The organism is Nitrosospira sp. Nl5, from assembly GCF_900102495.1.
Classification (GTDB): Bacteria; Pseudomonadota; Gammaproteobacteria; order Burkholderiales; family Nitrosomonadaceae; genus Nitrosospira.
In genome coordinates this window covers 162,198-176,159 of sequence record NZ_FMVQ01000005.1, presented here as the reverse complement: position 1 = coordinate 176,159, position 13,962 = coordinate 162,198, and the positions used below count along the sequence as shown (strand labels likewise).

Below are 13,962 nucleotides of genomic sequence, written 5' to 3'. Positions count from 1 at the left end.
GTCCGGAAGGCCGATATTCGTATTCCGTCGAAATACCTGCTTCCGGTCAGCCATCGAAAAATGTCGTTTTTTCGTTATCATGAAGCCTCCAGCATCCGCTCCAATGCAAGCCTCGCCAGCTCTGCTTCGGCCATCGGCACTTTGATCTGGTTCACCACTTTTCCCGCCACAAGGTTTTCCAGCGTCCAGGCCAGATGCTGCGGATCAATGCGTGCCATGGTGGAGCACATACATATCGTCGGGGCCATGAACTGCACGATTTTCCCTTCAGGCTTGAACTCCTCGGCGATGCGCCCAACCAGGTTCAATTCCGTACCGACCAGCCAGCGGGTTCCCTTTTCCGCTTCGCGGATGGTATTGATGATGTACTCGGTCGAACCGACATAATCGGAATTTTTACATACTTCAAAACTGCATTCTGGATGTGAAATCACTTTTCCGTCGGGGTATTGGTTGCGGAAGCGCAAGATATGCTGCGGCTGGAACATCTGGTGCACGGAACAGTGTCCCTTCCATAACAAAATCCTGGCTTTCCTGATTTGTTCCGGAGTCAGTCCGCCCATGGGCTCATCAAAATCCCATACCGGCATTTCGTCCGGCGGTATTCCCAGCTTGTGGCCGCTCCAGCGGCCAAGATGTTGATCGGGGAAAAACAGCACTTTTTCACGGCGGGAAAAAGACCATTGCAGGATCTTGACAGCATTGCTGGAAGTGCAGACGATGCCGCCGTGCTCGCCACAGAAAGCCTTCAGGTCGGCCACGGAATTAATATATGTCGCTGGCGTAATCGTTTCGTCAGGATCAAGCACTTCCGCCAGTTCTCGCCAGGCCCGTTCCACCTTGGAGAGATTTGCCATATCGGCCATCGAGCAGCCGGCGGCAAGATCTGGCAGGATGGCGATCTGCTCCGGCTTGGAGAGAATGTCGGCTACCTCAGCCATAAAGTGCACGCCGCAAAATACCAGATAATCCGCATCCGTTCCGCTGGCAAGACGCGAGAGCTTCAGTGAATCGCCGGTGAGATCGGCATGTTTATAAACATCCGCCCGCTGATAATGGTGTGCAAGTATCACTGCGCGCTTTCCCAGCACAGCTTTGGCTTCAATGATGCGCTGCTCGCAGTCATCGTCTTTCAAGGTATCAAAACGTTCAAATGCAATGGCTTCTGCTTGCATGGTTACTCCCGTCTATCGGTCTGGCGATCAGAAAACATATCAAACCACATAAGACCCGAATACCGGATATCGGTTCTTCCGGATTTCAAAGCCTGTTTCCGCTTCCAGCACTTCTATCCGTGGCCAGCATCCGTATCGCTTCTGCGTTGCTTGAGGAAAAAACCTTTTCCGCCGCTTCACGCCAGGGCAGCCAGATAAAGTTCAGATGCTCTCTTGCAGCCACCGAGACCGGAACCGGTTTTGGCAATAGCAGCCCAAAAACGTGCTCGGTGTTGTGGAATACCTCTGGCGCGTAGCGCCAGCGCCATTCTTCAAAAATCTCGTATTCGTTCTGAATATTCCAATCAGTCAGTTGATAGCGGGTTGCATCCAGCCCCGTTTCCTCCGCCACTTCCCGCACCGCAGTTTGCGTAAGCGTTTCGCCCTGATTCTGGCTGCCCGTCACGGATTGCCAATACCCGGGATGATCGGCTCGCTCCAGCAATAGAACTTGCACGTCGGGCGTATGAATAACTACCAGAACGGAAACTGGTGTCTTATACATTTTCTCCGCGCAGGCACAGGGAATCGAAAACTATTCCGATTTACCGATAACCTGAATCGCTGCTTTTATCGGATTGCAGCAATTCTGCAATCTCAGGTTCAATGTTTTGGCGCTTCCGAGTGCCGTAACTTGATATGCAATTCCCGCAACTGCTTTTCACCCACCGCACTGGGCGCATGGGTTAATAGGCATTGGGCGCGCTGGGTCTTGGGAAAGGCAATCACATCGCGGATTGATTCCGCGCCGGCCATCATGGTAACGACACGATCCAGGCCGAATGCGATACCTCCATGTGGAGGTGCGCCATATTGCAATGCTTCCAGCAAAAAGCCGAACTTTTCATGTGCTTCATCCGCGCCGATATTCAAGGCGCGAAATACTTTGGATTGTACTTCCTGGCGGTGAATACGCACCGAGCCGCCCCCGATCTCGGAACCGTTCAGTACCATATCGTACGCCTTGGATAATGCTTTCTCGGGGCTGGTTTCCAGTAAATCCTCGTGGCCATCGGCGGGAGAAGTAAACGGATGATGCAGAGCTTTCCAGCGGTTTTCTTCCTCGTCGCGTTCGAACATGGGAAAATCGATCACCCATAAAGGTTTCCAGCCTGCTTCCGCGAGTCCCCGGTCATGACCGACCTTGGCGCGCAGCGCGCCTAGCGCCTCATTTACCACCTGGGCCTTGTCCGCACCGAAGAATATGAGATCACCATCTTTCGCACCCGTACGCTCCAGGATGACTTTTACTACCGCATACGGCAAGAATTTCAGTATTGGCGACTGCATGCCGTCGAGGCCTTTTTCCAGCGCATTCACTTTAATATAAGCGAGGCCCTTCGCCCCGTATATCGCTACGAAACTGGTATAGTCGTCTATCTCCTTGCGGGATATTTCGCCGCCCTGGGGGACGCGCAGCGCCGCGACCCGCCCGCCCGGTTTCTGCGCAGCCTCGCGGAAGACCTTGAACTCTACTTCCTTCATCACGTCGGTGAGCTCGGTCAGAACCAGCGGCACGCGCAGGTCGGGCTTATCTGAACCGTAGCTGGCCATGGCCTCGACGTATGTCAAACGCGGAAAGGGATTTGGCAGATCGATATTCATTACACTTTTGAATAAACCACAAATCATCTCTTCCATCAGCGCCATGATCTGCGTTTCATCCAGGAAAGAAGTCTCGATATCAATCTGTGTGAATTCGGGTTGACGGTCGGCACGCAAGTCTTCGTCGCGAAAGCATTTGGTAATCTGGTAATAACGGTCGAACCCGGCGACCATCAGGAGTTGCTTGAACAACTGCGGCGACTGCGGCAACGCAAAGAAATGCCCCGTATTGACGCGGGACGGCACCAGGTAATCGCGTGCGCCCTCCGGCGTGGATTTGGTCAGCATTGGCGTTTCCACATCGATGAAGCCTTGCTGATCGAGAAATATGCGAACAGCCATCGCCACCTTGTAGCGCAACCGCAAATTTGCCTGCATCTGCGGGCGCCGCAGATCGAGATACCGGTGTTCCAGGCGCACCGCTTCGCTCAAATTTTCATCGTCCATCAGGAATGGCGGCGTCAGAGAGCTATTGAGGATATCGATGGACTGCACAAGCACCTCGATTTCGCCGCTGACCAGGTTGGCGTTAACGGTACCAGCGGGACGATGCCGCACTGTGCCTGCAACTTTGAGCACGAATTCGTTACGAATTTTTTCCGCGATCTGGAAAGCGGCCACATTATCGGGATCGCACACCACCTGCACCACGCCTTCGCGATCACGCAGATCAATGAAAATCACGCCACCGTGGTCGCGGCGGCGATGCACCCAGCCGTAAAGGGTGACCGTCCGGTTCAGATATTTGGCATCAATGAGGCCGCAATAACCAGTGCGCATAGCGTGTTAAATATAAGGAAGATCAGGAATCAGGACTTGTCGCTTGATGGCGTGGAACTGGCGGGGGAGGCAGCGCTGTTTAACAGTGCTGCTTGTGATTGGGCGGAATGCTTTTTACCGTTGCCAGGTGCGACCACCCCCATGGAAATAATATATTTCAAAGCGGTATCTACGCTCATGTCGAGCTCGATCACATCACTTCTCGGCATCATCAGGAAAAATCCGGAAGTGGGATTGGGGGTAGTCGGCACATAAACACTCACATACTCGCCCTTGAGGTGATTAGCCACATCGCCGCCCGGATATCCGGTCATAAACGCAATCGTCCATGAGCCTTGACGCGGATATTGCACTAACAGTGCCTTGCGAAAAGCCTCGCCCTGGCTGGAAAACAAGGTGTCGCTGACTTGTTTCACGCCATAATAAATTGACTTGACCACCGGGATTCGCCACAAGACCCCTTCCCAAAACAATACCAGCCGCTGGCCAATGATATTGGTCGTCAGCAACCCGGTGATGAATACCACCAGCAACGTCAGCACCGTTCCAACGCCGGGAACATACATACCAACCAGAACTTCAGGATGCAGGCTGGCGGGCAACAGCAATAGCGACTGATCCATGGTGCTAATCAGAAACTTCAGTGCCCAGGCGGTAATGCCAAGAGGCACCCAGATGAGAAGCCCGGTAATGAAATAACGTTTCATATTGAGCGATTTTCGCGCCAGGTATTCAGTCGGTGGCGCAAGCCGGGGAAGCAGTATCGGCGGTAGAGGCGGTTGCAGTAACTGTCTCATTCTTCTTTGCCGCGGGCGCTTCCGCATCCGGCTTGGATTTCGGCTTGGTGCCATTCTTGAAATCGGTGGCATACCAGCCGCTGCCTTTCAACTGAAAGCCTGCCGCGGAAATAAGTTTCGTGTAAACATTGCTGCCGCATGCGGGACAAGCGGCAACTGGCGCGTCGCTCACTTTTTGCAGATGTTCTTTTTCAACCCCACAAGACCCACAGCGGTATTCATAAATTGGCATGACAATCTCCAGCAAGGCGGAATTTGAAAAAACAGGATTATACCTCAACCACTTGGTGTAACCGGAAAATATGGGCTGCAAGCGGGATTACAAGAGGCTGTTGAGGTTATCAGTGCGCATCAAAAGAGGGCACTTGTAGGTTTGTAGCGGGACAAATGTTACAGCGGACAGCGTTTCACGCAGGCTGGTGGAAACAGCACTGGGCACGCATAGGCATGCCTATTTATTTTTGTGAACGTTTATCGTGTAATCATCTCGGTTGTGAGAGCGATAGGGATTTTCCTGGCAGAACCGGATAAATGCCACATGTCCAGCTTCAGTTTCGGAAGCCGCTTCGATATTGTAATCAGCAAGAATGCCGCTGTAATTTGGCCTATCTTCTATCGACGGTTGGATAGGTGTTATAAGAACCTTATATGCCATTCCAAATACCTCCTCTTCATTTTTTTATCATCGTATCTCTTGCCGGTCTTTACATCCGGGAGCTATCCCTGCACTGGGAACCGCAAAGGGCAACTTAGACGTTAAATCGAAAATGCATCACGTCACCATCCTTGACCACATACTCCTTCCCTTCCAGCCGCATCTTTCCCGCTTCCTTCGCGCCCTGTTCGCCTTTGCAAGCAATGAAATCGTCGTACGCGATGACTTCGGCGCGAATGAAACCCTTCTCGAAATCGGTATGAATCACGGCGGCCGCCTGCGGCGCGGTATCCCCTTTTGATATGGTCCAGGCGCGCACCTCTTTTACGCCGGCAGTGAAATAGGTTTGCAGACCGAGCAGCTGGTAGGCGGCGCGAACCAGGCGATTCAGCCCCGGTTCTTCCAGGTTCATGTCAGCGAGAAAGATTTGCTTGTCCTCGTCCGGCATTTCGGCAATTTCCGCTTCCAGAGCTGCGCAGATCGCCACCACAGGCGCGCCCTCGCGTGCAGCATATTCCTCCACACGCGCCAGCAGAGGATTTTCAGTGAAGCCCTTTTCGTCGACGTTGGCCACATAAACGGCTGGTTTGGCGGTTAGCAGGCATAGAGGCTTTAGCAATTGTTGCTGCTCTATATCAAACCCCAGGCTTCTGGCAGGTTTGCCCTGGTCGAGGTGCGCTCTCGTCGTTTCCAGCAGCGCCACAAACTTGATCGCGTCCTTGTTGCCGGACTTGGCGAGCTTGACTTCGCGTTGCATCGACTTTTCCACGGTCGCCAGATCAGCCAAGGCCAGCTCGGTCTGTATGGTCTCGATGTCCGAAACCGGATCTACATTGCCGCTGACGTGCACCACGTTGTCATTGACGAAGCAGCGCACCATGTTGATGATGCCGTCGGTTTCACGGATGGTGGCGAGAAACTTGTTGCCCAGTCCTTCGCCCTTGGATGCACCGGCGACAAGACCGGCGATATCGACAAACTCGACGATGGCAGGCTGCACTTTTTGCGGGTTGACGATTGCGCTAAGTTTGGCCAGGCGCTGATCAGGCACTTCGACTATGCCGACATTAGGCTCGATGGTGCAGAAGGGGTAGTTTTCCGCGGCAATGCCTGCCCGGGTCAGTGCATTGAATAGCGTAGATTTTCCGACATTGGGCAGACCGACGATACCGCATTTCAAGCTCATAAGTTTATTGGCACTCTAAATGCAGGGCCGAGCCCGGCTGATGAAACGTGGAAAATGAAATGAAAGCTGTGGTATTTATCAAGATTTCTCCTTCATCCGCTATCTGCTTTCGTATGCAGCTTCAACATGGCGGCCTGGCAATTGTCTTCCGCGATAAGCGGCCAGACTTTCAGGCTGCGGCTGATTGATTCGTCTATCAGCGGCGCCTCTTCCTTGCGCGGCGGTTGCAATACGTAATTCACCACGGCATTTCTATCGCCGGGATGGCCAATACCGATGCGCAGGCGCCAGAAAGCCTTGGTAGCAAGGTGCGCGGCAATGTCCTTTAACCCGTTGTGCCCGCCAAGCCCGCCCCCCAGTTTCAGCCTGGAGATGCCGGGAGGCAAATCCAGTTCATCATGAACCACCAGAATCTGCTCAGCCGGGATTTTATAAAAATTACATAAAGCTGCGACGGCTTTACCGCTGACGTTCATGTAGGTCATGGGATTGAGCAGCCACAGCTCTGAATCGCCTTGATGAACGCGAGCGCATAAGCCATGGAATCTCGCCTCGGCTTTCAAAGTAATGTGCAATTCATCCGCCAGGCGGGAGACCCACCAGTTCCCGGCATTATGACGAGTGGCTGCATATTCCCTGCCTGGGTTGCCGAGACCGACGATGAGTTTCATCGAGCGTAACAGAATAGTGTTGGATTTACTAAAAGGAAAAGCCCGCCGGAACCGGAACCTTTGAAAAGCTTGCGCCAAACGCGTCGCGGCAAAAGGCGATGATCAGAGACAAGATGCCGCTCATAGCTTGGTCTTCGGCACCAAGGAATGCAACGCGATGAGCGCCGATTCCTCCGCTCATTTGCCAACCGGGCGAAGAGGCGGTTGCGGGGCATCTGCATCTGCTTTGTCAGCGGACGCACTGCGAGAGGGAGGCTGCGCGTCGGCCGTCGCCTCCCTCATCAATGGCACCCGTCCCTTAAAAGCGCCGTCGCGGCCGCAGGAGGTTTATCCAGGAATTCCCTAAAACTCCATCGGTTCGTCCAAAAAACGCAGGGATTATTTCTTCTTTCCAGCGTCTTTCTTCTCGCCTTCCTTTGCCACACCCTCTTTCTTCTGTACAGTCGTCGGGATATCCGCCGCAGCCACGGCGGCGGCAGCTTCCTCGGCCGCCACGGCCCGGGGAATGACGATGGTCGCTACGGGCAAGTTCTCACCTTTGGCCAGTGTGGGAATTTCCACGCCCTGCGGCAGGTTCAGATCGCTCAGGTGCAAGGTATTTCCCGCGGCCAGATCGGTCAAATCAACCGTAATAAATTCAGGCAGATCTTTCGGCAAGCAGGAAATATCCAGTTCGGTAAGCACATGACTGACGATACCTCCAGACAACTTCACCCCTGGCGCAATCTCCGCATTAATAAAGTGCAGCGGTACTTTCATGTGTATTTTCTTGTTCCGGTCGACACGCTGAAAGTCAATATGCAGCACTTGCAATTTGAACGGGTGCATCTGGATGTCACGCAAGAGCACCGGCTCTTTCTGCCCCTCCAGATCCATCGACAAAATGGAAGCATGAAAGGCCTCCAGCTTTAACTTGTGGTAAAGACCGTTATGATCAAGCTCAATCGCTTGCGCGGGACTCTCTCCGCCGTAGATAACTCCCGGCACCTTGCCGGAACCACGCAGGCGGCGGCTCGCACCTTTGCCCTGCAACGTGCGCTTGCTGGCGCCAATTTCAATTTGCATCGTATTTTCTCCAGAATATGGAGCATCCGCGACCAGATGACTCCGATTAATAAACTTGCGAATCTTTGTCCCAATTCAATCCATGATGCGTGTTACGCGTGCTGTCCAGCACGCCACAGCGCCCACATCCATCACTTCAGCCGATTTCGTTATCCGCCTCCCTACCGGTGCTACATGGATTTTGAATCAATAGGGATACGCTCTTACTCCATGAAAAGAGAACTCACAGAATCCTCGTTGCTGATCCTCAACATCGTTTCCGCCAGCAAGCTCGCCACGCTCAGCTGATGAATCCGGATGCACGCTTTCGCATCAGCGCGCAGGGGAATGGTATCTGTAACCACCAATTTGTCCAGCGCGGAATTCTCGATCCGCTCCACCGCCTTGCCGGATAGCACCGCGTGAGTGCAATAAGCCAGCACGCTCGCGGCACCCTCCTCCTTTAATGCCCGGGCCGCCTCACACAAGGTGTTGGCGGTATCCACCATATCATCCATGATAACGCATGTGCGCCCATCCACTTCGCCGATTATGTTCATCACCTTGGCAACGTTGAACTTGGGGCGTCGCTTGTCTATGATCGCCAAATCGCATTCCAGGCGTTTCGCCATCTGCCTTGCGCGCACCACCCCCCCGACATCCGGCGAAACCACTACCAGATTCTGATAGTCGCTTTTCCATAAATCGCCCAGCAGGATTGGCATGCTGTAGATATTATCCACGGGGATGTCGAAAAAACCCTGTATCTGGTCCGAATGCAAATCCATGGTCAACAGCCGATCTATCCCAACAGTGGTCAGCATGTTCGCTACTACTTTCGCGGTAATCGGCACCCGCACCGAACGCGGCCTTCGGTCCTGACGGGCGTAGCCAAAATAAGGCATTGCCGCGGTAATGCGCCCGGCGGAAGCGCGTTTGAGCGCATCCACCAGAACCAGGAGCTCCATCAACGTATCGTTGGTGGGCATACAGGTGGATTGCAAAACGAATACATCCTTGCCGCGGACATTCTCGAGGATTTCCACCATGACCTCGCCGTCGCTGAAACGGCCTACCGTTGCGCGGCCCACGTGGATGTTGAGATGCCGTACCACATCCTGCGCCAGCTTGGGATTGGCGTTGCCGGTAAAAACCATCAAGCTATCGTAGGCCATGGCTGGTAACTAGAGTTTGAAAATTGTAAGGCGGGAACTGAAGGATGGAAGCGGATACAAGCGATTTCTCGCAGTGTCCGGTTGTCCGGCGGTTCCAGGTTTAAAGATCTGAAAGTTGGCTGGGGAGGTAGGGATCGAACCTACGAATGCCGGAATCAAAATCCGGTGCCTTACCACTTGGCGACTCCCCAATGTTTACGGTTCCACAAAATCATGCATGGGATGGCGGTCCAATCCTTGCGCGACAAAACCGCTCATGCCAACCGGAATTTGCTCCAGGGCCGCTCGTGCCGCCTGTCCCGTGGCAAACTCGGCAAATACACAGGCGCCGGACCCGGTCATTGCCCTTATCCCGGCGTTATCGAGCCGCTTGAGCCATTCCAGATGACGCGCCACCTCAGGATATTCCCGGGATACCACGGGCTCCAAGTCGTTATGCCCATGCTCGACGGAAAAGGGCGGTATTTTGATTGGAATCGTGTTTCGTGTCAATCCTTTACTGGCAAAAACCTGCGCGGTTGGCACATGCACGGGTGGTGTCAGGACGAGATACCAGGCGGGCGGTAGCGTGATGGACGAAAGTTTTTCGCCTATCCCTTCAGCAAAAGCATTTTCGCCGAAAATGAACACGGGTACATCCGCTCCTAATCTCAACCCCAGTTTTATTAGCCGATCCTTTTTCCAGCCCAGTCCCCACAGGCGGTTGAGCGCCAGTAATGTGGTAGCCGCATCGGAACTACCGCCCCCTAGTCCGCCCCCCATGGGAATGCGCTTTTCCAGGAAAATTTCCACCCCCCGAGGCGTGGCGCTTTCCTGCTGTAATAATTTTGCGGCGCGTATACACAGATCCTTGTCTTCGGGCACGCCGGGAATGGGCGTATGCAACTTGATCACGCCGTCCTCGCGCACGGCAAAACGGAGCCGATCCGAGAAATCCAGGAAACGAAAAACCGTTTGCAGCAGGTGATAGCCATCCGTTCTACGACCGACCACGTGTAGGAACAGATTAAGCTTGGCAGGAGCAAGACAGATGAGCTCGGTCATCGAGTACGCAGTCGTTTGAGCCTGAATCCGGCTCGTCGTGGACTCCGGAGTGAAATCATTAAAAAGATGAAAGCCAAGTGGCGTAGAACGTTATTGAGAGTCATGGAGTGAACTGATAAATGCGCCGAAAAATACGGGATCAATAGGTTCAGGTTCAGAGTTTGCCCGGGTCCCAATGATCTATTACCAGTTTTATTTGAAGGCTGCCACGGTTAAGCATCAACAATTTCGGTTCCGCAATTTGCGCCGGCATTTGCGTCTGGACCATCGGAAAATAGCTTAAATAACTAATCTCCCATCCGTCCTGCCGGATAGCCGCTACGCGTGCGTTAGCATCCATGTCTATCTCGGCGGCTGTCGCGGGCGAATTCATGCCTCGTACCCAATATTGCAAACCTGCAAGGGGGAGACGCCATCCCAGCACTTGTTCAGTCAGGCTTTCCACGTCGGCGGCGTAATAGCTTTCCTGCTCCGAGGTCGTCAGGTATACGCCCTCCGGATCGCCCCGAATCTGCGCTAGCGTCTGCCCGAGCGGAGAAAGCAGAAGAATTTCATCGGTACTTTCGGTGTGATGCCACTGAATTCCGCCAGAGAAACTTTCTTTGCCGCCCTTCACCGAGACTCTGCCAACTAGCCCGAAATTCGCTGGTTCTGTGTCCGCCGCGCCCGCCCCAGGCTCGGTAACGATGGTGCTGACTATGTTATTTTTAGGGGGAAGGGTGGTGCATGCGGCAAAAGGCAGCACACATGCAATCAGCCCCCACCATGGGACATCGATCCGCTTGTTTAAAAGAAAAAACAGCCGGGCCAGACTGAACCGGCTTTTCACAAGCATGCTCCATTACCTTTCTGCCGCACTGCACTACTTCATGAATTTCTTCATGGTGTTGATCAACGCCTCGTTACCGGGATTGTTCTCGAGGGCCGACCGCCAGACTTCTTTCGCTTCTTCCTTCATTTCCTGTACCCACAGAACTTCGCCCAGGTGGGCTGCAATTTCCGGGTCAGGATTCATCCCGAACGCTTGCCGCAGGTAACTCAGGCCTTGATTAAGATTACCCATGCGATAATGCACCCAACCCAGGCTATCCAGGATGTAAGGGTCGTTGGGGGATAGCGCGATAGCTTTTTCAATGAGTTCCAGCGCTTCCGGCAGGCGACTGCGGTTGCTATGCTCTGCAAGACCATAACCGAGGGCATTATAAGCATGCGCATGATCGGGTTTCAATTGAATCAGCTTGCGTAAATCCTGTTCCATGATATCGGATTTGCCGATCTTCTCCGCCGCCAAGGCTCGGTCATAGAGCAACTCGGCGAAGTCTGGCAGTTTTTCAAGGCCACTGCTCAACAGCTGAAAAGCCTTCTGATAGGCGCCCGTTTCACGCAGTAATTGGGCTTCGGCAATGATCAGCTGAGCACGTTGCTGATTATTCGTAGCCGGCAATTGTTGCAAATACTGGAGGGCCTCATCCGCTTTGCCTTTCTTGGTGAGCAGAATGGCATATCTGATTTGTGCCGGAATATATTGATTGCCGGCCGTCACTGAGCGATACCATTCCATCGCTGCATCGATACGCTCGGTTTTTTCATAAATTCCGGCGAGATAAAAGCGCACCATGCCTGGATCCCTGTAACCCAGCTCCAGGGCCCTCTTAAAATTCAACTCGGCGGTATCATATTCGCGTAATTCCAGGGAGAGCAAACCCACCGCCAGAGCGACGTCGGCGTTACCCGGATTTTCCTCCAGCAATTTCTGGAATTGGTCGCGCGCCTTGATATAATCTTTTTCCGCCAGCAATAACCGGGCATAGGTGATGCGCGTATCGTTGGCCTTGGGATGGGCCTTGAGATAGTCTTCATAAAATTCGAGAGCGCTGGCATTGGAAGTGCGCGCCAGGATCCGTCCCTGATAAACTGCGGCTATCTCCCAGTCCGGACGCAATGCTAATGCCTGCTTCATTTCAGCCAGCGCAACATCAAAATTGTTGGCAAACCAGGCAGCCTGAGACACCGCGAAATGCGCTTCCGGCAGCTTAGGATAGGGCTGTGCAAGTTGTTTTACCAGTTCGAATGTCGCACTTTTATTGGAGTTGCGGGCCAGCAAACTATTCAGTTGCATAAAGGCCTCGTCGATGCTACCCCCCTCCGAGGCCAGCAATTTCTCCAGATGGGGCCGCGCTTCCTCCAATCTGTCGGCGTTCACCAGCAGCGCCGCCACCGTTTGGCGGGCAGTTACCGAATTCGGATCAAGTTCCACCCAGATTTTTGCTGCTTCAAGCGCCATCACGGGTTGACGCGAATGAAGCGCGATCTCGGTGGCACGCTGGGCGACACGGGGATCGCGGGTCGTCCGCGCGAGTTTGAGATAAGTGCGGCTCGCTATATCCTGTTCGCCGCGCTGCAGGGCCGTTTCTCCCAGCAGGAAATCGAACAGCATGGGCGCGGTCAAATCCTGACTGGGTAATTTTGACTTTCCAGCAGCTTGACTCCGCTCCGCCCGCTTGTCGGCATCGGCCGTGGGCTTAGGCAGAATCTGCGCACAGGCGGAGAGAAAAAGCAGCAGCAGCGCGCCAGGTATTTTAAGATTCATGGGGAAATCCAGACAGGTTCGAAATAAAGCAAATAAGGAAATAAGAGGCTGGATTGGCTTTCAATACATCGCACATATTAGGTATATTTTCCGCTTATCACAAGTGCACATTGCCAACTAGCAATTGCCGGGCTTTGAGACTTGAAGCGAATGCGTGACCGGGCGAGGACAGATTTTGAGGATTTTGAGGGCGAATAGTTGCTCTATTTGCCGAAAAAGCCGCGAAATATGAATCGGCCCAGCGCTTCTGCAGGCGATTTCTTCAACTCGGACAGGCTGTCAGTCGGGGTGTTTGCGACATGCTTATATGGCAGCCTTATAAATTCAAAGTTCCAAGTGCGACCTTATATGCACCAAAGAAATATGGAAGGCAATTAATACCCGCAAGGAGCGGCTCCAGACGATTCAAAATGGCAGAATGTTTTTATGGCTGAACAAATTGTCCCTGTAACCGTCTCGGTCCGCGGCTTGTGCCGTAACTTCGATGCACACGTCGCCGTGCGGGAAATCGACCTGGAACTGAAGCGTGGAGAAGTACTGGGGTTTCTTGGTCCCAACGGCGCGGGCAAGACCACCATCATGCGCATGCTCACCGGCAATCTCGCGCCGACTGCGGGGAGCATTGAGATCTGTGGGATAGACTTGCTGGATAAGCCCCGTGACGCGAAGGCACGCATTGGTTATCTACCCGAAACACCTCCGCTCTACCGGGAATTGACCGTGCGGGAATACTTGCATTTCGCCGGCAGATTGCATCGAATAAACAGCCCAAGTATTGATTCTGCCGTGGATAAAGTGATACAACGCTGCGGGCTGAATGATTCAGCCAAACGGCTGATTAGCTCGCTGTCGAAAGGCTATCAGCAGCGGATCGGAATCGCGCAGGCAATTATTCATAATCCCGATGTAATCATCCTTGATGAACCAACCGTGGGGCTCGATCCTAACCAGATCCGCGAAATTCGCACCCTCATTCGTGAACTGGGCTCCGAGCACAGCGTCATTCTCTCGACCCATATCCTGCCGGAGGTCGAAAGCATCTGTGACCGGGTGCAGATCGTACACGAGGGCCGCGTCGTGTTTTGCGGCTCTGTCGACGGACTAAAACTGAAAGGAACAAGCCTGGAGGAGGTATTCACACGATTCACCATGAATCCAAAAATTTCCGAGAGTTTTTCATCGTTGTGATTTTCATCATTTC

The 13,962-nt window shown here is 53.4% G+C and carries 13 protein-coding genes and 1 tRNA gene; 1 reads left to right on the top strand and 13 read right to left on the bottom strand.

The window, feature by feature from the left end; translation table 11 throughout:
• Positions 1-77: 77 nt before the first annotated feature.
• The 13 genes from nadA to BLP45_RS07205 form a co-directional block, all read right to left on the bottom strand.
• Positions 78-1,175, bottom strand: coding sequence for a quinolinate synthase NadA (gene nadA, locus BLP45_RS07270; RefSeq protein ID WP_090371227.1), 1,098 nt, complete (start codon positions 1,173-1,175; stop codon positions 78-80).
• An 85-nt stretch (positions 1,176-1,260) separates the two neighbouring features.
• Entirely contained in the window at positions 1,261-1,719 is a 459-nt protein-coding gene (nudB, locus tag BLP45_RS07265; RefSeq protein ID WP_090371225.1) for a dihydroneopterin triphosphate diphosphatase, read from the bottom strand.
• A gap of 98 nt (positions 1,720-1,817) precedes the next feature.
• On the bottom strand, positions 1,818-3,599 hold the full coding sequence (aspS, locus tag BLP45_RS07260) for an aspartate--tRNA ligase (protein WP_090371223.1): 1,782 nt from the start codon (positions 3,597-3,599) through the stop codon (positions 1,818-1,820).
• 29 nt (positions 3,600-3,628) lie between these two features.
• Positions 3,629-4,306, bottom strand: a complete 678-nt coding sequence (locus BLP45_RS07255) for a DUF502 domain-containing protein (protein ID WP_090371221.1) — start codon at positions 4,304-4,306, stop codon at positions 3,629-3,631.
• Between the two features lie 25 nt (positions 4,307-4,331).
• The gene (locus tag BLP45_RS07250) at positions 4,332-4,628 is read right to left on the bottom strand and encodes an FmdB family zinc ribbon protein (protein ID WP_090371219.1); all 297 of its coding nucleotides are present in this window, start codon (positions 4,626-4,628) and stop codon (positions 4,332-4,334) included.
• 517 nt (positions 4,629-5,145) lie between these two features.
• Positions 5,146-6,237, bottom strand: a complete 1,092-nt coding sequence (gene ychF / locus BLP45_RS07240) for a redox-regulated ATPase YchF (protein ID WP_090371215.1) — start codon at positions 6,235-6,237, stop codon at positions 5,146-5,148.
• 92 nt (positions 6,238-6,329) lie between these two features.
• Positions 6,330-6,908 (bottom strand): aminoacyl-tRNA hydrolase, encoded by a 579-nt coding sequence (gene pth / locus BLP45_RS07235; protein WP_371128737.1) that lies wholly within the window; start codon positions 6,906-6,908, stop codon positions 6,330-6,332.
• Between the two features lie 378 nt (positions 6,909-7,286).
• A complete protein-coding gene (locus BLP45_RS07230; protein ID WP_090371213.1) occupies positions 7,287-7,973 on the bottom strand; it encodes a 50S ribosomal protein L25/general stress protein Ctc in 687 nt (228 codons plus the stop codon).
• A gap of 203 nt (positions 7,974-8,176) precedes the next feature.
• Complete coding sequence (locus BLP45_RS07225; RefSeq protein WP_090371211.1) at positions 8,177-9,127, bottom strand: ribose-phosphate pyrophosphokinase; 951 nt, start codon at positions 9,125-9,127, stop codon at positions 8,177-8,179.
• A 116-nt stretch (positions 9,128-9,243) separates the two neighbouring features.
• A tRNA-Gln gene (locus tag BLP45_RS07220) sits at positions 9,244-9,318 on the bottom strand.
• A gap of 4 nt (positions 9,319-9,322) precedes the next feature.
• Positions 9,323-10,171, bottom strand: coding sequence for a 4-(cytidine 5'-diphospho)-2-C-methyl-D-erythritol kinase (gene ispE, locus BLP45_RS07215; RefSeq protein ID WP_090371209.1), 849 nt, complete (start codon positions 10,169-10,171; stop codon positions 9,323-9,325).
• 154 nt (positions 10,172-10,325) lie between these two features.
• A complete protein-coding gene (lolB, locus tag BLP45_RS07210) occupies positions 10,326-11,006 on the bottom strand; it encodes a lipoprotein insertase outer membrane protein LolB (protein WP_090371207.1) in 681 nt (226 codons plus the stop codon).
• 27 nt (positions 11,007-11,033) lie between these two features.
• Positions 11,034-12,761 (bottom strand): tetratricopeptide repeat protein, encoded by a 1,728-nt coding sequence (locus BLP45_RS07205; RefSeq protein ID WP_090371205.1) that lies wholly within the window; start codon positions 12,759-12,761, stop codon positions 11,034-11,036.
• A gap of 426 nt (positions 12,762-13,187) precedes the next feature.
• Between BLP45_RS07205 and BLP45_RS07200 the strand changes: the two genes are divergently transcribed.
• Positions 13,188-13,949 (top strand): ABC transporter ATP-binding protein, encoded by a 762-nt coding sequence (locus tag BLP45_RS07200; protein ID WP_090371203.1) that lies wholly within the window; start codon positions 13,188-13,190, stop codon positions 13,947-13,949.
• Positions 13,950-13,962: the final 13 nt, after the last annotated feature.

Bases quoted from the DNA above. Each gene is read 5' to 3' on its own strand.
- nadA (WP_090371227.1), bottom strand. From the start codon at position 1,175: ATGCAAGCAGAAGCCATTGCATTTGAACGTTTTGATACCTTGAAAGAC.
- nudB (WP_090371225.1), bottom strand. From the start codon at position 1,719: ATGTATAAGACACCAGTTTCCGTTCTGGTAGTTATTCATACGCCCGAC.
- aspS (WP_090371223.1), bottom strand. From the start codon at position 3,599: ATGCGCACTGGTTATTGCGGCCTCATTGATGCCAAATATCTGAACCGG.
- BLP45_RS07255 (WP_090371221.1), bottom strand. From the start codon at position 4,306: ATGAAACGTTATTTCATTACCGGGCTTCTCATCTGGGTGCCTCTTGGC.
- BLP45_RS07250 (WP_090371219.1), bottom strand. From the start codon at position 4,628: ATGCCAATTTATGAATACCGCTGTGGGTCTTGTGGGGTTGAAAAAGAA.
- ychF (WP_090371215.1), bottom strand. From the start codon at position 6,237: ATGAGCTTGAAATGCGGTATCGTCGGTCTGCCCAATGTCGGAAAATCT.
- pth (WP_371128737.1), bottom strand. From the start codon at position 6,908: ATGAAACTCATCGTCGGTCTCGGCAACCCAGGCAGGGAATATGCAGCC.
- BLP45_RS07230 (WP_090371213.1), bottom strand. From the start codon at position 7,973: ATGCAAATTGAAATTGGCGCCAGCAAGCGCACGTTGCAGGGCAAAGGT.
- BLP45_RS07225 (WP_090371211.1), bottom strand. From the start codon at position 9,127: ATGGCCTACGATAGCTTGATGGTTTTTACCGGCAACGCCAATCCCAAG.
- ispE (WP_090371209.1), bottom strand. From the start codon at position 10,171: ATGACCGAGCTCATCTGTCTTGCTCCTGCCAAGCTTAATCTGTTCCTA.
- lolB (WP_090371207.1), bottom strand. From the start codon at position 11,006: ATGCTTGTGAAAAGCCGGTTCAGTCTGGCCCGGCTGTTTTTTCTTTTA.
- BLP45_RS07205 (WP_090371205.1), bottom strand. From the start codon at position 12,761: ATGAATCTTAAAATACCTGGCGCGCTGCTGCTGCTTTTTCTCTCCGCC.
- BLP45_RS07200 (WP_090371203.1), top strand. From the start codon at position 13,188: ATGGCTGAACAAATTGTCCCTGTAACCGTCTCGGTCCGCGGCTTGTGC.